General features: G+C 61.7%; 21 protein-coding genes. 3 read left to right on the forward strand and 18 right to left on the reverse strand.

The features are described from left to right. Positions 1–5: 5 nt before the first annotated feature. The 4 genes from fabD to AAGQ88_RS19125 all read right to left on the reverse strand — a co-directional run bounded on the left by fabD (position 6) and on the right by AAGQ88_RS19125 (position 2,820). A complete protein-coding gene (gene fabD, locus AAGQ88_RS19110; RefSeq protein ID WP_285426826.1) occupies positions 6–944 on the reverse strand; it encodes an ACP S-malonyltransferase in 939 nt (312 codons plus the stop codon). A 140-nt stretch (positions 945–1,084) separates the two neighbouring features. Continuing rightward, entirely contained in the window at positions 1,085–2,092 is a 1,008-nt protein-coding gene (gene plsX, locus AAGQ88_RS19115; protein WP_342653266.1) for a phosphate acyltransferase PlsX, read from the reverse strand. Positions 2,093–2,096: 4 nt separating this feature from the next. Further along, complete coding sequence (gene rpmF / locus AAGQ88_RS19120) at positions 2,097–2,279, reverse strand: 50S ribosomal protein L32 (RefSeq protein ID WP_003179396.1); 183 nt, start codon at positions 2,277–2,279, stop codon at positions 2,097–2,099. A gap of 13 nt (positions 2,280–2,292) precedes the next feature. Further along, complete coding sequence (locus tag AAGQ88_RS19125) at positions 2,293–2,820, reverse strand: YceD family protein (RefSeq protein WP_093469643.1); 528 nt, start codon at positions 2,818–2,820, stop codon at positions 2,293–2,295. Between the two features lie 106 nt (positions 2,821–2,926). Between AAGQ88_RS19125 and AAGQ88_RS19130 the strand changes: the two genes are divergently transcribed. After that, the gene (locus AAGQ88_RS19130) at positions 2,927–3,505 is read left to right on the forward strand and encodes a nucleoside triphosphate pyrophosphatase (protein WP_342653267.1); all 579 of its coding nucleotides are present in this window, start codon (positions 2,927–2,929) and stop codon (positions 3,503–3,505) included. Positions 3,506–3,571: 66 nt separating this feature from the next. On the opposite strand, the gene sppA is transcribed toward AAGQ88_RS19130, so the two are convergent. The 3 genes from sppA to rluC are packed head-to-tail and all read right to left on the reverse strand — an operon-like array spanning position 3,572 to position 6,207. Further along, positions 3,572–4,573, reverse strand: a complete 1,002-nt coding sequence (sppA, locus tag AAGQ88_RS19135; protein WP_342653268.1) for a signal peptide peptidase SppA — start codon at positions 4,571–4,573, stop codon at positions 3,572–3,574. Between the two features lie 7 nt (positions 4,574–4,580). Beyond that, the gene (locus AAGQ88_RS19140) at positions 4,581–5,261 is read right to left on the reverse strand and encodes an HAD-IA family hydrolase (protein WP_342653269.1); all 681 of its coding nucleotides are present in this window, start codon (positions 5,259–5,261) and stop codon (positions 4,581–4,583) included. Further along, a complete protein-coding gene (gene rluC, locus AAGQ88_RS19145; protein WP_342653270.1) occupies positions 5,251–6,207 on the reverse strand; it encodes a 23S rRNA pseudouridine(955/2504/2580) synthase RluC in 957 nt (318 codons plus the stop codon). The genes AAGQ88_RS19140 and rluC overlap by 11 nt, the downstream gene beginning before the upstream one ends. A 715-nt stretch (positions 6,208–6,922) precedes the next feature. Between rluC and rne the strand changes: the two genes are divergently transcribed. Further along, positions 6,923–10,267 carry a ribonuclease E gene (rne, locus tag AAGQ88_RS19150; protein WP_342653271.1) on the forward strand — a complete coding sequence of 1,115 codons (3,345 nt, stop codon included), beginning with the start codon at positions 6,923–6,925 and terminating at the stop codon, positions 10,265–10,267. 75 nt (positions 10,268–10,342) lie between these two features. On the opposite strand, the gene AAGQ88_RS19155 is transcribed toward rne, so the two are convergent. From AAGQ88_RS19155 to AAGQ88_RS19190, 8 genes are all read right to left on the reverse strand, one after another. After that, a complete protein-coding gene (locus tag AAGQ88_RS19155; protein WP_342653272.1) occupies positions 10,343–10,933 on the reverse strand; it encodes a nucleotidyltransferase family protein in 591 nt (196 codons plus the stop codon). Between the two features lie 69 nt (positions 10,934–11,002). Further along, positions 11,003–12,022: a UDP-N-acetylmuramate dehydrogenase gene (murB, locus tag AAGQ88_RS19160; protein ID WP_342653273.1), complete on the reverse strand. Its 1,020-nt coding sequence runs from the start codon at positions 12,020–12,022 to the stop codon at positions 11,003–11,005. A 46-nt stretch (positions 12,023–12,068) separates the two neighbouring features. After that, entirely contained in the window at positions 12,069–12,833 is a 765-nt protein-coding gene (gene kdsB / locus AAGQ88_RS19165) for a 3-deoxy-manno-octulosonate cytidylyltransferase (RefSeq protein ID WP_093469667.1), read from the reverse strand. Next, positions 12,830–13,015: a Trm112 family protein gene (locus AAGQ88_RS19170; RefSeq protein WP_003174668.1), complete on the reverse strand. Its 186-nt coding sequence runs from the start codon at positions 13,013–13,015 to the stop codon at positions 12,830–12,832. The genes kdsB and AAGQ88_RS19170 overlap by 4 nt, the downstream gene beginning before the upstream one ends. A 17-nt stretch (positions 13,016–13,032) precedes the next feature. Further along, positions 13,033–14,028 (reverse strand): tetraacyldisaccharide 4'-kinase, encoded by a 996-nt coding sequence (gene lpxK, locus AAGQ88_RS19175; RefSeq protein WP_342653274.1) that lies wholly within the window; start codon positions 14,026–14,028, stop codon positions 13,033–13,035. Further along, positions 14,028–14,459 (reverse strand): biopolymer transporter ExbD, encoded by a 432-nt coding sequence (locus tag AAGQ88_RS19180; protein ID WP_093469673.1) that lies wholly within the window; start codon positions 14,457–14,459, stop codon positions 14,028–14,030. The genes lpxK and AAGQ88_RS19180 overlap by 1 nt, the downstream gene beginning before the upstream one ends. After that, positions 14,456–15,130, reverse strand: coding sequence for a MotA/TolQ/ExbB proton channel family protein (locus tag AAGQ88_RS19185; RefSeq protein WP_093469676.1), 675 nt, complete (start codon positions 15,128–15,130; stop codon positions 14,456–14,458). The genes AAGQ88_RS19180 and AAGQ88_RS19185 overlap by 4 nt, the downstream gene beginning before the upstream one ends. 95 nt (positions 15,131–15,225) lie before the next feature. Then, positions 15,226–17,442 carry a DNA internalization-related competence protein ComEC/Rec2 gene (locus AAGQ88_RS19190; protein WP_342653275.1) on the reverse strand — a complete coding sequence of 739 codons (2,217 nt, stop codon included), beginning with the start codon at positions 17,440–17,442 and terminating at the stop codon, positions 15,226–15,228. Between the two features lie 153 nt (positions 17,443–17,595). Here AAGQ88_RS19190 and AAGQ88_RS19195 point away from each other — a divergent pair, with 153 nt between their 5' ends. Then, a complete protein-coding gene (locus AAGQ88_RS19195) occupies positions 17,596–18,117 on the forward strand; it encodes a DUF2062 domain-containing protein (RefSeq protein ID WP_342653276.1) in 522 nt (173 codons plus the stop codon). 147 nt (positions 18,118–18,264) lie between these two features. Here AAGQ88_RS19195 and AAGQ88_RS19200 read toward each other — a convergent pair whose 3' ends face one another. The 3 genes from AAGQ88_RS19200 to AAGQ88_RS19210 all read right to left on the reverse strand — a co-directional run bounded on the left by AAGQ88_RS19200 (position 18,265) and on the right by AAGQ88_RS19210 (position 20,768). Next, positions 18,265–19,044 (reverse strand): ABC transporter permease, encoded by a 780-nt coding sequence (locus tag AAGQ88_RS19200; protein ID WP_093464120.1) that lies wholly within the window; start codon positions 19,042–19,044, stop codon positions 18,265–18,267. Next, complete coding sequence (locus tag AAGQ88_RS19205; RefSeq protein ID WP_093464117.1) at positions 19,041–19,973, reverse strand: ABC transporter ATP-binding protein; 933 nt, start codon at positions 19,971–19,973, stop codon at positions 19,041–19,043. Before AAGQ88_RS19205 ends, AAGQ88_RS19200 begins: the two co-directional genes overlap by 4 nt. A 171-nt stretch (positions 19,974–20,144) precedes the next feature. Next, positions 20,145–20,768 (reverse strand): glutathione S-transferase, encoded by a 624-nt coding sequence (locus AAGQ88_RS19210; RefSeq protein WP_342653277.1) that lies wholly within the window; start codon positions 20,766–20,768, stop codon positions 20,145–20,147. Positions 20,769–20,813: the final 45 nt, after the last annotated feature.

The following is a 20,813-nucleotide window of genomic DNA, read 5'->3' on the forward strand; positions in this document are numbered from 1 at the left end:
CCTTATCAGGCCAGCGCCGCACGGGTGGCGACGAAGGCATCTGGGGTATTGAGGTTGTGAGTGGCCACGCCGTCGGCGCAACGCTTGTTCAATCCGGCAAGCACCTTGCCCGGGCCGCATTCGACCAGTTGCAGGGCGCCATTGGCGGCCAGCGCCTGAACCGATTCGACCCAGCGGACCGGCTTGTAAAGCTGCTGCAACAAATCGGTTTTCAGTGTCTGGAGATCGGCAGCGACGCTGGCGCTGACGTTCTGTACCAGAGGAATCTGCGGCGCCTGCCAGTCGATGGCGGCGATCGACTCGGCGAAACGCTCGGCCGCCGGGCGCATCAGTTCACAGTGCGACGGAACGCTGACCGGCAGCGGCAGCGCGCGTTTGGCGCCCTTGCCCTTGCAGACCTCGATGGCACGATCGACAGCCGCCTTGGCGCCTGCAATGACCACCTGACCGGGCGAGTTGAAGTTCACCGCGCTGACCACATCGCCCTGCGCCGCTTCGGCACAGGCCGCGATGACGTCCGCGTCTTCAAGGCCGAGAATCGCCGCCATACCGCCCTGCCCTGCAGGCACGGCCTCTTGCATCAATTGACCGCGACGCTCCACCAGCCTGACCGCATCGGCGAGCGACAGGCTGCCAGCTGCGACCAGGGCGCTGTATTCGCCCAGACTGTGACCGGCGACGTAGGCAGGACGCGCGCCGCCTTCTGCCAGCCAGAGACGCCAGAGTGCAATGGACGCCGTCAGAATCGCAGGCTGGGTTTTGTCGGTCTGATTGAGGGTTTCTTCCGGGCCCTGCTGAGTCAGCGCCCAGAGGTCATAGCCCAGCGCATCGGAGGCTTCTTTGAACGTGTCCAGCACCAACGGGTACTGCGCGCCCAGCTCGGCAAGCATGCCGAGGGACTGCGAGCCCTGGCCCGGAAAGACGAATGCGACGGAAGCAGACATTGACAAGCCCCTGATTATTGTCGTCGAAAAGAACGCCCGGCGAGGCCGAACGCAAGATAATTCAAAGTGTTGCGACTGGTCAGTTGGATGACCAAGCAGTCACAGGGGTCACATTCTAGCGCAAGACGCAGACCCAGATTCTAGAGCAGCTCTTCCAGACGCCCATGCAGCCGTTCTGGAAGGTTTTCCTGGATTTCGATGAGCGCCCGCTGGATCGCGCTCTGAAACCCCTGCGCCCCGGCAGAACCGTGGCTTTTGATCACGATGCCCTGCAAGCCGAGAAAGCTCGCGCCATTGTGCCGAGCCGGCGCAAGGTCAGCCTTCAGGCGCTTGAGCAGCGGCAACGCCAGCGCACCGACGGCCCTGGACATCACGTTCTGGCGGAACAGGGTTTCGATACGATCACCAATCATCGTTGCCAACCCCTCGCTCGACTTGAGCAGGATATTGCCCACGAAACCATCGCAGACCACCACATCGGCCTCGCCGCGGTACAGGCCGTCGCCCTCGATGAACCCGACATAATTGAGGCCTAGCGCAGCCTGCAAAAGACTCGACGCCAGCTTGACCTGCTGATTGCCCTTGATGTCCTCGGTGCCCACGTTGAGCAAGGCCACCTTGGGCCGCGTCACGCCCAGCGCTTGAGCCGCCACAGATCCCATCACCGCGAACTGATAGAGGTTATCGGCGCTGCAGTCCACGTTCGCGCCCAGATCCAGCAACTGGCAGTAACCACGCTGAGTAGGGATCGCGGCCACCATGGCCGGCCGATCGATGCCCGGCAAGGTCTTGAGCACAAACCGCGACAACGCCATGAGCGCACCGGTATTGCCCGCACTGACACACGCCTGAGCCTGCCCGTCTGCCAGCAGACGCAATGCCACGCGCATCGAGGAATCCGGCTTGCCACGCAAGGCGACGGCGGGCCGGTCATCCATGGTGATCACTTCCGTGGCATTGACGACGAGCAGGCGCGATCGATCGACACCGGAATGGCGTGCGATGAGGTCTTCAAGTAGGGGAGCTTGACCGACGAGGGTCAGATGAAGCGAGGGTGTTGCGAGCAGGCAGGCAATGCTGGCCTGAACAATGCTGCGGGGACCGAAGTCCCCGCCCATTGCGTCGATCGCGATGACCGGAGCGGACAAGAAATTACTCGTCAGCGCCCTTGTCGATCACTTTACGGCCACGGTATACGCCTTCCGGCGAAACGTGGTGACGCAGGTGAACTTCACCGGTGGTTTTTTCTACAGACAGAGTGCTAGCCTCGAGAGCGTCGTGCGAACGGCGCATGTCGCGGGCAGAGCGGGATTTTTTGTTCTGCTGAACAGCCATAATTGATTAACTCCTAAACGTTTGGGTCACGCTTTAACTGCGCCAATACACTGAACGGGTTGGACCGCGTTACCTCGTCCACGCTCGGCTCGGGCTCATCGAGGCCCGCCGGCTGCTGGCATTCTTTCGGATCATGAGTTGGCACAATGGGCAAGGCGAGCAGAAGCTCATCCTCGATCAATGCCAGCAGATCCAATGGATCTTCGCCGAGTTCCAGCACGTCATAGCCTTTCGGCAACGACTGGGTATTTGCACCCTCCTTCACCACCGCGTAACTGCATTCGCTGTGGATCGGCAGGGTGACCAGCTCAAGACAACGCTGGCAAACCATTTTGACTTCGACGTCAATGTCGCTGTGGATAACCACGGCGCGTTGCTCGTCTCGTTCAAAAACGAATTTCGCCTGCACTGTACCGAGATTGTCAGCAAGCGGGTCGCAGAGTCTCTCCAAATCAGCCAGCGGCAACTCTCCTTCAAGAGTAGTGCCACGATCAGCTAATTTGCGCGGGTCAACGTGAGGTGGAATCGGGTCATTCAACATAGGCGCAGCATTCTAGGGACGAGCCCTGCGACTGTCAAAGGAAATTCAGGGCTGTTCGCAACCTGACCCTCTGATTACACTCGACTTTCATGTTTCGGAGAACCCCATGCTGCCTTTACTCCTTGCCTCCAGCTCGCCTTATCGACGTCAATTGCTCGATCGCCTGCGCTTGCCGTTCGTCTGCGCGTCGCCGGACATCGATGAAAGCCGCCAGCCCTCAGAGCCTGCCCGGACACTGGTCATGCGCCTGGCGCGGGAGAAAGCCATGGCGCTGGCCCACGATTATCCCGAGCATCTGATCATCGGATCCGATCAAGTGGCCGTGCTGGGGGAGCAGGTTCTTGGCAAACCGCACAGCTTCGAACGCGCCATGGAACAGCTCACTGCCAGCAGCGGCAAAAGCGTGAGCTTCCTCACAGGTCTTGCGCTGTATAACAGCAGCACCGGTCACTGTCAGGTCGACTGCATACCTTTTACCGTGCACATGCGCGCGCTCGATCAGGCAAGCATCAGCCGCTATCTCCATGCAGAACAGCCGTATGACTGCGCGGGCAGTTTCAAGGCAGAAGGCCTGGGCGTCAGCCTGTTCCGCAGCACCGAAGGCCCAGATGCGACGAGCCTGATAGGCCTTCCCCTGATCAGACTGGTGGATATGCTGACGGCCGAGGGCGTGCAGCTGCCCTGACCGATCGCCAACGCAAGCCACAAAAAAACCCGACCAATGGCCGGGTTTTTCTTTGGTGCAGACCGATCAGCGCAGCGTAGGGCCTTTGAAACCGGCCCACATGGCAATCTGTTCCGCCACACTGGAGCCAAGCTTCTTGGAGAAGCGATCGAATGGCGACTCCTCGACGGTGTAGTCGACCATCTCCTTCTCGCCGATGATCTCGCGCGCCACATAGCTCGCACTGCCCAGGCCGTCGACCAGACCGAGCCCCACCGCCTGCTCGCCCGTCCAGACAAGACCGGAAAACAACTCAGGATGTTCTTTGTCCTTGAGGCGATCGCCGCGGCCTGCTTTCACGCTGGCAATGAACTGCTGATGCGTGGTGTCCAGCACGCTCTGCCAGAAGGCGGTCTCATCAGCTTTGGGCGGCTGGAACGGGTCCAGGAACGCCTTGTGCTCGCCGGACGTATAAGTACGACGATCGACGCCAAGTTTCTCCATGGTGCCGACAAACCCGAACCCGGCCGCCGTCACGCCAATGGAACCCACCAGACTCGCTTTATCGGCGTAGATCTGGTCGGCCGCGCTGGCAATGTAGTACGCGCCAGAGGCACCCAGATCGGTGATGACGGCATATACCTTGATCTCTGGCTTCTTGGCGCGCAGACGACGAATTTCGTCATATATATAACCGGACTGGACGGGACTGCCCCCTGGGCTGTTGATCCGCAGAATCACACCCTTGGTCTTTTCGTCCTCGAAGGCCGCACGCAAGCTGCCGACGATATTGTCAGCGCTGGCCGCTTCGGTGTCGGCGATCATGCCTTTGACTTCGATCAGCGCGGTGTGACTGCTCTTGCGCGACGCGCCCTTTTCAAAATCCATCAGCGGCGAAAACAGCGCCAGCGCGCCGAACAGGTAAATGAAAGTCAGGGACTTGAAGAAGATTCCCCAGCGACGGGTGCGACGATGCTCCTGCACGTTGGCCAACAGCGTCTTTTCCAGGAGTTTCCAGCTTTTCGCATCAAGCTTGCTGTCACCCTCGTCTTTATCCTGCGAAGACGGTGACTTCCATTCGTCCGACATAGATCAATTACCCCAACAACGAAGATTCGGCGGTCCGCACACCCAACCAGGTGCGCAGCTCGGAAAAATGCCCGATCGCCAGGCGCGGTTCGTACTGGCGCAACGAGTCCAGAGCCTGCGCTCCGTACCCCACCGCCACCGAATCCATGCCGGCATTACGGGCCATCAACAAATCGAATGAAGCGTCGCCGACCATCAGCGCCTTTTCCGGCGGCACACCGCACTGCTGAAGAATCTCGTTGAGCATCAGCGGATCAGGCTTGCTGGCGGTTTCATCCGCCGCCCGGGTAGCGTCGAAGTAATCCTGCCAGCCGTGCGCCTTGAGCACGCGATCCAGCCCACGACGGGCCTTACCGGTCGCGACCGCGAGCCGATAGCCTTCGGCGCGGAACGCCTCCAGCGATTCGTGCACACCCTCGAACAGCTTCGAAGGCTCAACGTCCATTGCCATGTAGCTGTCGGCGTAGTGCTGGCGAAAATCGATCAGGTCATTGGCAGTGATTTCCGGATAGAGCGTACGAATCGCCTCCGGCAAACCCAAGCCGATGATCCCCTTGATTGCCGCCTCGTCACGCACAGGCCTTGCAGAGAGATTTGCGGCGGCTTGCATGGCATCGACGATGCGGCCTACGGAGTCGGACAGCGTGCCGTCCCAGTCGAAAATCAGCAGCTCGTAATCAGGGCGCACTCAATCGCTCCACAGTCTTGGCCCACATCTCGTCAACGGGCGCTTCGAGTTTCAGTTCGCCGCCATCGGGCAGCGGCACGGTCAAGGCATAAGCATGCAGGAACAGGCGCTTGCCGCCCAGATCGCGGATTTCCCGGGTGAAATCTTCATCACCGTATTTGCTGTCGCCAGCAATGCAGTGACCGGCGTGCAGCGCATGCACGCGAATCTGGTGGGTACGACCGGTTATCGGACGCGCCTCGACCATGGTGGCAAAGTCACCGAAGCGGCGCAGCACCTTGAACAGCGTCAGCGCCTCTTTGCCCTCATCGTTCACTTCGACCATACGCTCGCCGGAACGCAGGTTGCTCTTGAGCAACGGCGCACGGACCTGTTTCTGCGATGTCGCCCAGTGCCCGCGGACCAGCGCCATGTAGCGCTTGTCGACGCCGTCGCCGCGCAATTGCTCATGCAGATGGCGCAACATGCTGCGCTTCTTGGCAATCATCAGCAGACCCGAGGTGTCCCGATCCAGGCGATGCACCAGCTCGAGCTCCTTGGCATCAGGACGCAACTGACGAAAGGCTTCGATGACGCCGAAGCTCAGCCCGCTGCCGCCGTGAACCGCGATACCAGCGGGCTTGTTGAGGACGATCAGGCCTTTGTCCTCATGGACGATGGCGGCTTCGAGCCGCTGCAGCAGGCCTTGAGCGACCGGCACCGGCTCGTCGCGCTCAGGCACGCGCACTGGCGGGACGCGCACAATGTCGCCGGCCTGAAGCTTGTACTCGGGCTTGACCCGCCCCTTGTTCACTCGCACTTCGCCCTTGCGCAATATGCGGTAAATCAAGGTCTTGGGAACGCCCTTGAGGTACGTGATCAGAAAATTATCGATGCGTTGACCGGCAAGTTCCGGCGCAACCTCTACCAGCTGGACGCCGGGGGTTGGGGGGGTGATATTCGTCATGGCGCAAATCATAACAATTTTTTATGGATTTGAAGCACTTAATGATTGCTGCTATAGTCGCGAACGCCGCCAAAAGCGGCCTGGACAGCGGACAAACGGTATGACAGCCGGCCCTGACCAACGCAATTCACGAGGGCGCGAGGCCGCCCTACGGGGCTTTCGGTGACAACGGAAGATCAGCAGGCGTTACGAGCGCAGGTGACATGAGGCCTGAAACAAGCCCGATCGCGGAGTGAGTCACTCGCCATCGAGGCCCACGTTCAAGGCCAGTTCACAAGGTGCAGTCGCAGGCAATCTCTCCGGGCGAATGCTTCGGAAACCATGCCTTATTTGAGCCATGACGCGCGAACTTCCCATCGAAGATCGCGGTAAATGCAACCCGTTGCGGATTCAGCGCGCGGCAGCACCCGAATTATCAGGGATACGTGTGGGGTGGAGACGCACAACCGTCGGAATGTGTAGCAAAAGGCTTTATTCAAGACGCTTCATATCGTCCGCTACCGATGGTTGATTCCTCCTCCTGACAAAGCTTTTGCTGACAGGGTGTCATTTGTCACCACAGCAAGCAGGAAACGTCGTCGCGACTACGGCCCCGCTGGCCGAATATCGCTAGACACTGGAGTGTTAAAACACTCCTGACGCGCCCTGACACCGACCGTGAGAAGTCGTGTGTGCCGAACGCCGTTTCCGGCAGCCCGGAAACCGACGGTACTACATGAAAAGAATGCTGATTAACGCGACTCAACCCGAAGAGTTGCGTGTTGCGCTGGTAGACGGCCAGCGCCTATACGACCTGGACATCGAATCCGGGGCCCGCGAACAGAAGAAGGCCAACATCTATAAAGGCCGGATCACGCGCATCGAACCCAGCCTTGAAGCGGCGTTTGTCGACTTCGGCTCCGAGCGTCACGGCTTCCTGCCGCTGAAAGAAATCTCCCGCGAATACTTCAAGAAGTCCCCGGAAGGCCGCGTCAACATCAAGGACGTCCTGAGCGAAGGCCAGGAAGTCATCGTTCAGGTCGAAAAAGAAGAGCGTGGCAACAAGGGCGCAGCCCTGACCACCTTCATCAGCCTGGCCGGTCGTTATCTGGTGCTGATGCCGAACAACCCGCGCGCCGGCGGCATCTCGCGTCGCATCGAAGGTGAAGAGCGCAACGAGCTGCGTGAAGCGCTCAACGGCCTGATCGCCCCTGCCGACATGGGCCTGATCGTTCGCACCGCCGGTCTTGGCCGCAGCAGCGAAGAAATGCAGTGGGACCTCGACTACCTGCTGCAACTGTGGACTGCCATCAAAGAGGCCTCCCAGGACCGCGCCGCGCCTTTCCTGATCTACCAGGAAAGCAACGTCATCATCCGCGCCATCCGTGACTACCTGCGCCAGGACATCGGCGAAGTGCTGATCGACAGCGTCGAAGCTCAGGAAGAAGCACTGACCTTCATCCGTCAGGTGATGCCGCAGTACGCCAGCAAGATCAAGCTGTACGAAGACAGCGTTCCCCTTTTCAATCGCTTCCAGATCGAAAGCCAGATCGAGACCGCTTTCCAGCGCGTCGTCGAACTGCCTTCCGGCGGCTCCATCGTCATCGATCCTACCGAAGCGCTGGTGTCCATCGACATCAACTCGGCGCGCGCCACCAAAGGCAGCGACATCGAAGAAACCGCCCTGCAGACCAACCTTGAAGCGGCCGAAGAAATCGCCCGTCAACTGCGCCTGCGCGACATCGGCGGCCTGATCGTCATCGACTTCATCGACATGACGCCTGCCAAGAACCAGCGCGCCGTGGAAGAAAAGGTCCGCGAAAGCCTGGAAGCCGACCGTGCCCGAGTTCAGGTCGGTCGCATTTCGCGTTTCGGCCTGCTGGAAATGTCCCGTCAGCGCCTGCGTCCGTCTCTGGGCGAGAGCAGCGGCATCGTGTGCCCGCGCTGCAGCGGCACCGGCATCATTCGCGACGTCGAATCGCTGTCGCTGGCGATCCTGCGCCTGATCGAAGAAGAAGCCCTGAAAGACCGTACCGCCGAAGTCCGCGCTCAAGTGCCGATCCCGGTGGCTGCGTTCCTGCTCAACGAAAAACGCAATTCGATCACCAAGATCGAGCTGCGCACTCGTGCACGCATCGTCATCCTGCCGAACGATCACCTCGAAACGCCTCACTTCGAAGTGCAGCGTCTGCGTGACGACAGCCCTGAAGCGCACAGCCTGCAGTCGAGCTACGAGATTGCCGCGGCTGCCGCCGAAGTGGAAGAAGTCCAGCCGACAGCCGCCACTCGCACGCTGATTCGCCAGGAAGCAGCGGTCAAGACCGCGCCGGCCCGCGCCAACGCGCCAGTGCCAACCGAAACCGCTGCACCGGTCGCTCCGGCGCCTGTCGCTCATGAGCCAAGCCTGTTCAAAGGCCTGGTGAAATCCCTGGTCAGCCTGTTCGCGACCAAGGAAGAGCCTGCTGCCCCGGCCGCCGTCGTCGAGAAACCGGCCACCGAGCGCCCTGCCCGCAACGAAGAGCGTCGCAACGGTCGCCAGCAGAGCCGCAGCCGTAACGGCCGCCGCGATGAAGAGCGCAAGCCTCGCGAAGAGCGTGCGCCGCGTGCCGAGCGTGAAGAACGCGCACCGCGCGAAGAGCGTGCACCTCGTGAAGAACGCGCCCCTCGTGAAGAACGCGCCCCTCGTGAAGAGCGCGCTCCCCGCGAAGAACGTGCCCCGCGCGAGCCGCGTGAAGCCCGTGACGAAACCGCCGCACCACGGGAAGAACGTCAACCTCGTGCGCCGCGTGAAGAGCGTCAGCCACGTGCACCGCGCGAAGACCGCAAGCCGCGCGAAGAGCGCGTGCGTGAACTGCGCGAACCACTGGATGCCGCTCCGGCAGTCAATGTGCCGCGCGAAGAACGTCCTGAGCGCGCCCCGCGTGAAGAGCGTCAGCCACGTCCGCCGCGTGAAGAGCGTCAACCGCGCGCCGAGCAGGCTGCAGCGGCTGCCGAAGACGAAACATTGCTGAGCAACGAAGAGCAGCAGGACGATAACCAGGAACACGCCGAAGGCGATCGCCCTCGTCGTCGTTCCCGTGGTCAGCGTCGTCGCAGCAACCGTCGTGAGCGTCAGCGCGATGCCAACGGTGATGTGATCGAAGGCTCTGAAGGCAGCGAAGGCGGCCAGGAACAGGCCGCAGAAGTCCGTGACTCGGGCAACAGCACTGAAATCGCCGCAGGTCTGGCGGTCACCGCAGCCGTCGCTGAAAGCGTGATCAGCGCCCCGGCCGAGGCTGAAGCCCACCGTCAGGCAGAGCGCGCCAACTCGGCAGCCGAAACCTCGGCGGTTGAACCGGCCGAGAAAGCGCCTGAGCCTGTGGTGCAGGCGCCTGTCGTCGAAGCACCTGCCATCGAAAGGCAGGATGCACCGGTCAAACGTTCGGTCATGCCGGAAGTTGAAGTGGCTCAATTCGATGCGTCGCTGAGCCCGTTCGAGCGTCAGGTCAAAGCAGCTGCTCAGGCTGAGCAGGTCGATGCCCCCGCTGCGGAACAAGCGCCAGTCGCCGTTGAAGCACCGGCTCCTGTGGTAGAGGCCCCGGCCGCCGCACCTGTCGAAGCGCCGAAAGCCGCCGAGCCAGTGATCGAGAAGCCAGCCGCTGTCGCTCCTGTAGCCGAGGCGCCTGTAGCCGAAGCCGCTGTAGCCGAAACCCCAGTGGTCGACGCTCCCGTGGTTGAATCGGCTGACCAGACAGCAGCGCCGGAAATCGTCGCCGCACCAGTTGCCGTCGAAGCTGCAGCTGCTCCGGCGCCTGCCGCCGAGAAACCGGCACTGCCAATGGCCAGCACCGGTCGCGCGCCGAACGATCCTCGTGAAGTTCGCCGTCGTCGCCTGGAAGCCGAGCGTCTGCAGAAGGAAGCCGAAGCTGCCGCGAGCGCTGCACCTGTCGCTCAGGCAGAACCTGCCAGGCCTGCTCCTGCCGTCGAAGCCGTCTCCGCTCCAGCCCCGGCTGTCAGCGAAAACGTCGAGCCGGCCAAGGCTGTCGTGACTGAAAACGGTGAAGAACTGGAAGAGAACAAAGAGCCTAAACCGCTCGCGTAATCCTTCAGTCAACAAAAAGCCCCACCTGTGTGAGCAGGTGGGGCTTTTTTTATGGCAGCGATAAGGAAAACCCGGTTATTTGAAGACCAGCGCGGCAGGCACGTCCACATCCCACAGCACGCCTGAGTCTTCTGTATGGAGCTCTTTGACGTTCGCCCCTTGAAACAGACGTCGGGCGCCCTTCTCGCCTGTCAATGCCATCAATGAAGCACCGAAATGCCGACCAAAGCCCACCGGATGCCCGTACTTGCCGGCATGCACCGGGACGCTGATCGCGTCGTCCTCAAGCCTCGACGCAACGTACCGAAGGGTTTCGGGACTGATGAAAGGCATGTCGCCCAGGACGACGAGCCAGCCGCGATGATCAGGTTCGGCCGCGACGGCAGCGGCAATGCTGTCGCCCATTCCGGGCGAGTCCAGCACGACGACCTGACAACCGTGGCGCAGGGCGAGTTCGGCCACGCTGCAATAGTCGGGGCGGGTCAGCAGCACGATGGTGTCCGCGACGGTGCTGACGCTGACCAAAACCTGCTCGAGAACCGAGCGCTCGACCCCGTCACGCCCGGTGCATTGTGCCAGTAGCTTATTGCGATGGCTGCCGGCGACTTGACGAAAGCGGCTGCCCAACCCGGCGGCAAGCACGATGGCACACAGGGTTTCACTCATGCTTGACCTCTGTACTCGATGACAGACACGCCCTGACGGCAAAAACCACGGCAAAGCCCGGCCTGGACCTCAGTAGAGATTAGGCTCCATTTCCAGCGTCACGCCGAAGCGCTCGAGGACATCGGCCTGAATCCGCTGAGCCAGATTGAGCAGGTCGTGTCCGGAAGCTGAGCCATAGTTGACCAGTACCAGCGACTGCAAAGCATGAACGCCAGCATCGCCTTCACGAAAGCCTTTCCAGCCCGCTTGCTCGATCAACCAGCCCGCCGCCAGTTTGACCTGCCCGTCAGGCTGAGGATAAGTCACCAGACCGGGATGAGCCTGCTTGATGCGTGCAGCAACGTCGGCCGGCACCAGCGGATTTTTGAAGAAACTGCCGGCGTTGCCGAGCACTGCCGGGTCGGGCAGCTTCTCGCTGCGGATCGCACAGATCGCTTTGCTGACGTGCACAGGCGTCGGGTCCTTGATGCCCTGCTCCTCGAGGCGCTGGCGCACAGGCCCGTAATCCAGGTGCAGTCGGGCAGCAAAGGTCAACGCAAAGCGCACCCGCAGAATCATCCAGCGGCCGGTCTGATGCTTGAACACACTGTCGCGGTAGCCGAAGGCGCAGTCCTGTAGCGAAAATTCCCTCAACTCACCGTTGAGCCGGTCCATGGCGACCAGGCTGTGAAAAACATCTTTGATCTCGACGCCGTAAGCACCGATGTTCTGCATGGGCGCAGCCCCGACCGTGCCGGGGATCAGGCTCAGGTTCTCCAGTCCGGCGAGGCCTTGGGCGAGCATGTCCTGAACGAACGGGTGCCACGGTTCGCCTGCCTCTGCCTCGACGATGGCGCGATCGCAGTCCTCATGAACGATGCGAATGCCACGACTGGCCATGCGCAGTACCAGCGCATCGACATCACCGGTGAGCAACAGGTTGCTGCCGCCGCCCAGCACTAACAGGTCGATGCGGTTCTGCGCCGAATAGGCCAGCGCTTCACGCACATCCTCGTCGGTGCGCGCTTCGGCAAACAGGCGCGCACGCACGTCCACGCCAAAGGTGTTGTAGGGCTTGAGTGACACATCGGATTGCAGCTGCAGGGTCATGGGCGAACCTGCGTGTGGGGCAGCGAAACGGCAAAACCCATGCTCATCAGATCTCCAGCAAACGCCGCACGCGTTCCAGGTCTTCAGCGGTGTCGACACCCGCCGGAGGTGCTTCGAGGGCGTCCGCGACGTGGATACGCACGCCATGCCACAGGGCACGCAACTGCTCGAGGTTTTCGGTGTTTTCCAGCCAGCACGGTCCCCAGCTGACGAAGTCATGCAGGAAACCGGCGCGATAGGCGTAAATCCCGATGTGGCGGCGATACGGCACGCCTTCGGGCAACGTGTCGCGGCTTTTTGCCAGCGCATCGCGAGCCCACGGCAGCGGCGCACGACTGAACGTCAGGGCCAGGCCGTTGATATCGGAGCAGACCTTGACCACATTGGGATTGAACAGCGACGTCACGTCTTCGATGGGCTCGGCCAGCGTCGACATCCGGGCTTCGGGATGCGCAGCCAGGTTGTCGGCGACTTGATCGATCACCGCCGGAGGAATCATCGGCTCGTCACCCTGGACGTTGACGACGATGGCGTCATTGGCCAACCCCAGCAGCGCAGCGACTTCCGCCAGCCGGTCGGTGCCGGAGTTGTGGTCGTCCCGGGTCATCAGCACTTCGGCGCCGAACGCCTGACAGGCCTCGACGATGCGCGCGTCATCGGTCGCAACGACCACGCGCTCGGCGCTGCTTTTGCGCGCCTGCTCCCATACGTGCTGAATCATCGGCTTGCCGGCGATGGTTTTCAGGGGTTTACCGGGAAAGCGGCTGGAGCCGTAACGCGCGGGAATGACAACGGTAAACGGTGCGGTCATTTGTCCAGACGCTCGTCGGTGGTCAGGGTGCGCGCTTCGCTTTCCAGCATGACCGGAATGCCATCACGGATCGGATAGGCCAGGCCTGCGCCTTTGCTGATCAGCTCGGTTTTATCGGCGCTGAGCTTGAGCGGACCTTTGCAGATCGGGCAAGCGAGGATGTCGAGCAATTTGGTGTCCATAGGAAATCCTGAGCGAATCATGGCAGAAGACGGTTTAACTGCGAATCGAACCAACTGACGAAGGCAGCGGAAGGCACGGCTTCCACGGCCAGGTACCACCAGTCGGGGGCCGCGAAGGGTGCACACTTCACGGCGTCTTTCTCGGTCATGACGATGGGCAGCGCGGGCGTGAACGCAAGGGCCTCTGCGCTGAACACCGCATGATCGGCGAATGCATGGGGAACAGGCCGCCAGTGTAGTCCTTCAAGGGTTTTGAAGAAACGTTGCGGGTTACCGATTCCGGCGACCGCATGCAGCGCCTGGCCTTCGGGAAAGTGATCGACCGGGTGACGCTCGCCACTCAGCAGATTGACCAGCGCGCTGGGCTGCAACTGAAACGCGTAGCCGTCATCGCGATCATCCGCCGCGCCGTTGTAAAGCAGCGCGTCGACGCTCTGCAGGCGCTTGACCGGTTCGCGCAGCGGGCCAGCCGGCAGGCAGCGCCGGTTTCCCAGCCCGCGAGCGGCGTCGATCAGCACCAGTTCGAGATCACGGGCCAGCCGGTAATGCTGCAGACCGTCGTCGGAAAGAATCAGGTCCAGCGACTCCTGTGCCAGCAGGGCTCGCACCGCCCGAGATCGGTCCGGATCGATCATCAACGGCACACCCGTGCGATTGACGATCAACAGCGGCTCGTCACCCGCCTGGGCCGCGCTCTGCCCGGCGGACACGCGCCAGGGCAGGCTCGGCGGTGTGGCGCCGTAGCCGCGACTGACCACGCCGACCCGTAATCCGCGGCGACGGCAATAATCGATCATCCAGAGAATCAGCGGGGTTTTTCCCGTGCCGCCGACGGTGATGTTGCCGACCACGATAACCGGCACGGGGGCCTTGTAGATATCACCCTGGCCGGCGAGAAAACGCGCGCGCTTGCCGTCGACCACCCGCCGATACAGGCTTTCGAGCGGACGCAGCAAAGCCAGTGCCGGATGGCCTTTGTACCAGGCGTCAAGCAATCGGTCGGTCAGTGCCATCAGTTAGCCGATGCGGCCTCGACAGTGGTCATGCGCAAGTGAGCGAAACCCAGTTTGCCGGCTGCATCCATCGCCGTGATCACCGCCTGGTGAGGCGTCTTGCCATCGGCGCTGATCGACAACGGCAGATTGGTGTCGCCACCCGATTCTTTCTGCAGGGCGTCGATGAGGGTTTCCAGCTTGCTGTCCGCCAGCAGCGTGTTATTCACCGAATACACGCCATCGGCGTTGATCGTGATGTCCACGTGCTTCTTGTCGACATCGTCGGCCGACGCACCGGTCACTGCCTGGGGCAGGTCGACGCGCAACTGGGTTTCCCGCGTGAAAGTCGTGGTCACGACGAAGAACAGCAGGAGGATGAACACCACGTCGATAAGCGACACCAGATTGATGTCGATGGTCTCCCGGGGTTTGCGACGGCGGAATTTCACTTCTTCCTGCCCTCGCCACGCGCGGCGGCCTTGAGGTCAGGTTTGGCGCCGGTCAGATCGACATCGCGGTCGCCTTGCACCACTTCCACCAGTTTGATGGCTTCCTGTTCCATGCCGACCACCAGTTCGTCGACGCGGTTTTGCAGGTAGCGATGGAAAAAGATGGTCGGGATCGCCACGGTCAGGCCCGAGGCCGTGCAGATCAGTGCCTTGGCGATGCCGCCTGCAAGCATGCCCGCGTTGCCGGTCATGCCGGTGCTGGTGAACGAGCTGAAAATGTCGATCATGCCCAGCACGGTACCCAGCAGACCCAGCAGCGGCGCCATTGCCGCGATGGTGCCCAGCGTCGCAAGGTAGCGCTCCAGCTCGTGAATGACGCGGGCTGCGGCCTCCTCGATGCATTCCTTCATGATCTCGCGGCCATGCCGGGAGTTGGCCAGGCCAGCGGCGAGGATTTCACCCAGCGGGGAGTCGGCGCGCAGTTCTTTGAGCTTGTCGCCGCTCAGTTGTTTGTCTTGAATCCAGCGCCACACCTGACCGAGCAGATGCGGCGGTGTGATGCGGCTGGCGCGCAGTGTCCACAGGCGCTCGATGATGATTCCAACGGCGGCAATGGAACTCAAAATGATCGGTAGCATCATCCAGCCACCAGATTTGACCAGCTCCCACACAGCGACCACCCCCTGAAAAAAAGTGGCGCCACTCTAACATAGGCTCGCCGGATCGCGTCGTCGGCTGGGCAATCGCGGCGATGAATAACCGCACATCAGTCGCGCCAGAAGCGCTTGCTCTGGCGCTCCCCGCTTGCGTCCTGCCGAGCGCCCAGCTGCAGCGTGATGGCGCCCGATTCGGCACTGTCGTACACCCGCATGCCGGACCACTGATAGCGAGACATCACCAGCGGGTGCGGGTGGCCGAAGGCATTGTTGCGCCCTCGCGATATCAGCACGCTGTGGGCGCCGACCGCTCGCAGAAAAGCGCGAGACGATGAGCTGCGGCTGCCGTGATGAGGCGATTGCAGCCACTCGGCTCGCGCATCGAACCCATCGGCCAGCATGGCACGCTCGGCATCGACATCGATGTCGCCGGTCAGCAACAGCCGTTCGCCCTTGGCCTCGACTTTCAGCACGCAGGACGCCTGGTTGCCTGGCGCCGCGTTTTCCCAGATCCACGTGGAAAAAGTCACTTCATCCCACGTCCAGCTTTCGCCGTTACGACAGGACTCGGCCTGCAACTCGGCAGGTAAACGTCCTACGTCGCCTGCCAGTACCCGGTCGACCGACAGCCCCTCGAGGATCGCCGCGGCGCCACCGGCGTGATCGGCGTCGGCGTGGCTGAGCAGCATCACGTCCAGACGAGTGAGCCCGGCGCGCCGGATCGCGGGGAGCACCACTCGCTCACCGATATCGAATTCGCCGAAGCGCGGCCCGGCATCGTAGAGCAAGGTGTGCTGCCGGGTTCGCAGCACGATCGCCAAGCCTTGGCCCACATCCAGCTGCTGCACCTGTACCTCGCCCGCCGGCACAGTCTGCTGGGGAGGGAAAACGCACAACGCCAGCAACGGCCAACCCAGCAGACGCATGGGCACGCCTTCAGGCAGCAACAACACGAGCGCGCCAAGCAGGCTGATGGGCCAGATCCAGCCGGGCACCTGCGGGCCGGACCACGCCGGGGCGACTTCAGCCATGACAGCGAGAAAGCGGAACAGCCAGTCCATCGAGCCACCCGCCAGCCAGAGCAGCGGCTCACCGAAGACAGGCAGGGCCAGCAACAGCGTCCCGAGCAACGCCAGCGGGAGAACGAAAAGGCTGATCCACGGCACGGCCAGCAGATTGACCGCGGGGCCGCTGATGCTCACTGGCAGGTTCAGCGCCAGCAGGACCGGCAGCAGACCGACGGCGATCAGCCACTGCGCCCGGGTCCAGCTTTGCAGCCAGGTCCAGCGACCCAGCCGTCCGCCGAAAATCAGCATGAGAATGCCCACCGCGGCGAAGGACAGCCAGAATCCTGGCCTGAGGCTGACCAACGGCTCAGTGATCAGCACCAGATTCAGCGCAATCAACAAGGGCCATGTGACACCCAGATGGCGAAAGCGCAGCCGCCAGAGCAGGACTAGTCCGAGCATCACGCAGGCTCTCTGCACCGGCACTTCGAAACCGGCGAGAAACCCGTAGGCCAGCGCGCCGCCGAAGGCAACGATGCAGGCACAAGGCAACCAGGGCAGACGCCGTGGCCATGCTCCCCAACGGGCAAGCCCGGCAACCAGCCCGTACAACAGACCGGCAAGCAAGCCGATGTGCGTGCCGGAGATCACCAGCAGATGGATAGTGCCGGTGTCTTGCAGCACCTGCCAGTCCGCGGGGCTGAGGCCTGAGTCGTCGCCCAGCACCAATGCTGCCAGGCCGCCTTGCCGGCCCTGCGCATCAACTGCGAGCAAACGCTGTCGCAGGCCGTCGCGCCAGTTGCGTTGCGCAGTCGCGAGCATCTGCCCGTCGACCACAGTGCCGGTCGCGCCAATCCGCTGAGACAGCAGCCAGGCCTCATAATCGAATGCGCCAGGATTGACCAGACCGCCCGGTCGCTTGAGCTTGACCGCCAGCCGCCAACGCTCGCCACTGTTGACCGGCGGTCCGCCATACCAGCCCAGCCGGATCTGCTCGGGTAGCCGGGTCCGTCGGGATTCGGGCTGCTGCAGCTGAAAACGCACGACACCGTCGATGGTTTGCGGCAAACCGGCGACTCGGCCTTCCAGCCAGAACGTCTGGCCGTCATAGCGCTCGGGCAACCGGTCGTGCAGGGCCGACCTGGCCGAGAAGCACGCCCAGGCGAGGCCGAACAGAAAGAAGGCCAGCGGATACGTTCGAAACGGCAGCAGCATCAGTGCCACGAGCGGCATGACCAGCAATAACCAGACCGGCGGCAGCACGGGCAGAAACCGCAACAGCAGCAATCCCGTCGCAAGCGCGACCATCCCTGTGCGCATAAGGCTTTCCTTGTCATCGGGTGAAATCCACCTTCATGACTTAGCCCACCCACGCTCCCGCCGATTTATTAATTGTCACAAAGTCTGAATTTTCGCAGGTCACTATCCGTGCATACTTGCCCGAATTTTCCGCCCTCACTGCCGGATTCACGTATGCCACGCCATCTGTTCAAGCGCTACATGCCCGATCCGAACAGCATCCGGGAACACAAGTCCTTACGATTTCTCGGCACCCTCCTGCATGATCCAAACCTCTGGCACCTCAACCGTCACTCGGTTGCACGAGCCATGGGCATCGGCCTGTTCGCGGCACTGATGCCGATGCCGCTGCAGATGCTGCTGGCGGCGATCCTCGCCGTCTGGGTCCGCGCGAACATGCCGATCGCCGTCAGCCTGTGCTGGCTGACCAACCCGCTGACCATGCCACCGGTGTTCTACATCACCTACAAGATCGGCGCGTTGCTGCTGGGGCTTCCACCGCGCAGCTTTCCGGACGAACTGAGCTGGGACTGGATCAGCGGCCAGCTGACCACGCTGTGGCAGCCGTTTCTGCTGGGTTCCTTGGTCGCAGGCGTGGTCGCGGGTCTGGTGGGGTATTTCGGGACGATGGCGTATTGGCGCTGGTGGGTCGGGCGGCAGTGGAAAGCCCGCAAGCGCAAGCGTAACGCGCTGTAGCGCGTGGCTTGCCGCGCGGTCTGCTGCCTGGCAGCAGCAAACCGGATAGTGAGTCATTTCAGCGAAGCCGGCGTCATCGGGTTGATGGCCGGGCTTCGCTGATCGCGGGGCAAGTCACGCGCCTGGGCGATGCTCAGTGGCGGAACGTTACTGACGCATCCCGCGCCCGCTGACCAGCAACCGCGCGCAGCCCAGATACAGGACGATGGTGGCCACAACCATGAAGGCCAGCGCGATGCTGATCTTGATGTCGGACACCCCGAGGATGCCGAAGCGGAAGGCATTGACCATGTGCAGCACCGGGTTGGCGAGCGATACGGTCTGCCAGAACGGCGGCAGCAGGTTGATCGAGTAGAACACGCCGCCCAGGTAGGTCAGCGGCGTCAGCACGAACGTCGGGATGATCGAGATATCGTCGAAGTTGCGCGCAAACACGGCGTTGATGAAGCCCAGCAGCGAGAAGATCGTCGCCGTCAGCACCACGACCACCACGGTGACGCCCAAGTGATGAACCTGCAGATCGGTGAAGAACATCGACAGGATCGTCACGATCACGCCCACCGCCAGCCCGCGCAGCACGCCGCCGATGGTGTAGCCGATCAGGATCGTGTGTGGCGACACCGGCGACACCATCAGCTCCTCTACCGAACGCTGGAACTTCGCGCCGAAAAAGCTCGAGACCACGTTGCCGTAAGAGTTGGTGATCACTGACATCATGATCAGGCCCGGGACGATGTACTGCATGTACGTGAAGCCGCCCATGTCACCGATTTGCCGGCCGATCAGGTTACCGAAGATGACAAAGTACAGCACCATGGTGATCGCGGGCGGCAGCAGCGTCTGCGGCCAGATGCGCATGAAGCGACGCACTTCGCGATAGACGATGGTGTTCATGGCGATCAGGTTGGGGCGCAGCTCCGAACTCATACCGCCACCTTCGACAAGTTCTTTTCTACCAGGCCCACGAACAACTCCTCGAGGCGGTTGGTTTTATTGCGCAGGCTCAACACCTGAACGTTTTGCAGGGCCAGTTGACCGAACAGCGCGGTAATCCCCACGGTTTTGTCGACCTGCACTTCCAGCGTATGGCTGTCCACCAGCCGCGACGGGTATCCCGCCAGCTGCGGTGCGGTCTGCATCGGGTCCTTGAGGTCCAGCAGGAAGGTCTCGACGTGCAGCTTGTTGAGCAGCGTCTTCATGCCGGTGTTTTCGATGATCGTGCCGTGATCGATGATGCCGATGTTGCGGCACAACTGTTCAGCCTCTTCCAGATAATGCGTGGTGAGGATGATGGTAATGCCCTTCTCGTTCAGCTCGGTGAGGAATGTCCACATCGAACGACGCAGCTCGATGTCAACGCCGGCGGTGGGTTCGTCGAGGATCAGCAAGCGCGGTTCGTGAATCAGCGCGCGGGCGATCATCAGACGACGCTTCATGCCGCCTGACAACGAGCGCGACGGCACATTGCGTTTGTCCCAGAGGCCCAACTGCGTGAGGTACTGCTCGGCGCGTTCTTTGGCGATCTTCGGCGGGATGCCGTAATAACCGGCCTGGGTCACGACGATGTCGAAAGTCTTTTCGAACTGGTTGAAGTTGAATTCCTGCGGCACCACGCCGATCGAGCGCTTGAGCTGCGCCGGATTGCGGTCCAGGTCATGACCGAAGATGTTGACCGTGCCGCCGGTCTTGTTGACCAGCGTCGAGATGATGCCGATGGTTGTGGATTTGCCGGCGCCATTGGGGCCGAGCAATGCGAAGAAATCACCCTCGGCGACGTCCAGGTCGATGCCCTTGAGGGCCTGGAAACCGTTGCCGTAGGTCTTGGTTAGCTGCCGGATGGACAGAGCTGAACTCATGACTGAAAACACACCAATAGAAAGGAAAAAGGAAAGACTCACGAATACAAAAGTTAAAACCGCCGCGTCCGCTGAGGGGTTGCATGGGCGGCGTCGGCAATGTTGCTTGCCGACACCCCGCAAGTACAGCGAGATATATTGATAGTACTTATCAATGCAACGCGGTCAGCTTCAAGTCAGCGCGGTCATGACCGCCTTGCGGTACGCCTCGCGCTGCTGCAGACGCTCATACCAGGCTTTGAGATGAGGCAACTCGATGCGTTCAATCGGCATCTCGAACCAGGCATAAATAAAGCTGCCCAGCGGAATGTCGCCCATGCCGAACGCGCTGCCGGACAGGTAAGGCTGGGTCGCCAGGCATTTGTCGACGATGCGCAACATCCCTTCGATGGTGACCTTCGCGACGTTGATCTGCGCCCAGTCCTGCTGCTCGGCCGGTGTCCGCAGCACGCCCCAGAACACCGTCCGGAAAGGGCCGGCGAAGGTTGACGTGGTCCAGTCCATCCATTTGTCCGCTTGCGCGCGGGCCTTGGGTTCGGCCGGGTACAGCGCAGTCTGCGCGCCGTACTGGGCGGCCAGGTAACGAACGATGGCGTTCGACTCCCACAACACGAAGTCGCCATCCTCAATCATCGGCACCACGCCATTGGGATTCTTGCTCAGGTACTCAGGCTGATCGTTGACGCCGAACGCACCGCCTGCGTTGATCGACTCGTATTGCAGCCCCAGTTCCTCAGCGATCCACAACGCCTTGCGCACGTTGGAGGAATTCTTGCGGCCCCAGATCTTCAGCATGTTTTTTATTCTCCCGCGCTGGAAAACAGCAGTAAGTGGCTATAC

The organism is Pseudomonas sp. F3-2, assembly GCF_038804275.1.
GTDB lineage: Bacteria > Pseudomonadota > Gammaproteobacteria > Pseudomonadales > Pseudomonadaceae > Aquipseudomonas.

What these genes read in the sequence shown, in the direction of transcription:
- fabD (WP_285426826.1), bottom strand. Translation starts at nt 944, where the DNA reads ATGTCTGCTTCCGTCGCATTCGTCTTTCCGGGCCAGGGCTCGCAGTCC.
- rpmF (WP_003179396.1), bottom strand. Translation starts at nt 2,279, where the DNA reads ATGGCTGTTCAGCAGAACAAAAAATCCCGCTCTGCCCGCGACATGCGC.
- AAGQ88_RS19125 (WP_093469643.1), bottom strand. Translation starts at nt 2,820, where the DNA reads ATGTTGAATGACCCGATTCCACCTCACGTTGACCCGCGCAAATTAGCT.
- AAGQ88_RS19130 (WP_342653267.1), top strand. Translation starts at nt 2,927, where the DNA reads ATGCTGCCTTTACTCCTTGCCTCCAGCTCGCCTTATCGACGTCAATTG.
- sppA (WP_342653268.1), bottom strand. Translation starts at nt 4,573, where the DNA reads ATGTCGGACGAATGGAAGTCACCGTCTTCGCAGGATAAAGACGAGGGT.
- rluC (WP_342653270.1), bottom strand. Translation starts at nt 6,207, where the DNA reads ATGACGAATATCACCCCCCCAACCCCCGGCGTCCAGCTGGTAGAGGTT.
- rne (WP_342653271.1), top strand. Translation starts at nt 6,923, where the DNA reads ATGAAAAGAATGCTGATTAACGCGACTCAACCCGAAGAGTTGCGTGTT.
- AAGQ88_RS19155 (WP_342653272.1), bottom strand. Translation starts at nt 10,933, where the DNA reads ATGAGTGAAACCCTGTGTGCCATCGTGCTTGCCGCCGGGTTGGGCAGC.
- murB (WP_342653273.1), bottom strand. Translation starts at nt 12,022, where the DNA reads ATGACCCTGCAGCTGCAATCCGATGTGTCACTCAAGCCCTACAACACC.
- kdsB (WP_093469667.1), bottom strand. Translation starts at nt 12,833, where the DNA reads ATGACCGCACCGTTTACCGTTGTCATTCCCGCGCGTTACGGCTCCAGC.
- AAGQ88_RS19170 (WP_003174668.1), bottom strand. Translation starts at nt 13,015, where the DNA reads ATGGACACCAAATTGCTCGACATCCTCGCTTGCCCGATCTGCAAAGGT.
- lpxK (WP_342653274.1), bottom strand. Translation starts at nt 14,028, where the DNA reads ATGGCACTGACCGACCGATTGCTTGACGCCTGGTACAAAGGCCATCCG.
- AAGQ88_RS19190 (WP_342653275.1), bottom strand. Translation starts at nt 17,442, where the DNA reads ATGCGCACAGGGATGGTCGCGCTTGCGACGGGATTGCTGCTGTTGCGG.
- AAGQ88_RS19195 (WP_342653276.1), top strand. Translation starts at nt 17,596, where the DNA reads ATGCCACGCCATCTGTTCAAGCGCTACATGCCCGATCCGAACAGCATC.
- AAGQ88_RS19200 (WP_093464120.1), bottom strand. Translation starts at nt 19,044, where the DNA reads ATGAGTTCGGAGCTGCGCCCCAACCTGATCGCCATGAACACCATCGTC.
- AAGQ88_RS19205 (WP_093464117.1), bottom strand. Translation starts at nt 19,973, where the DNA reads ATGAGTTCAGCTCTGTCCATCCGGCAGCTAACCAAGACCTACGGCAAC.
- AAGQ88_RS19210 (WP_342653277.1), bottom strand. Translation starts at nt 20,768, where the DNA reads ATGCTGAAGATCTGGGGCCGCAAGAATTCCTCCAACGTGCGCAAGGCG.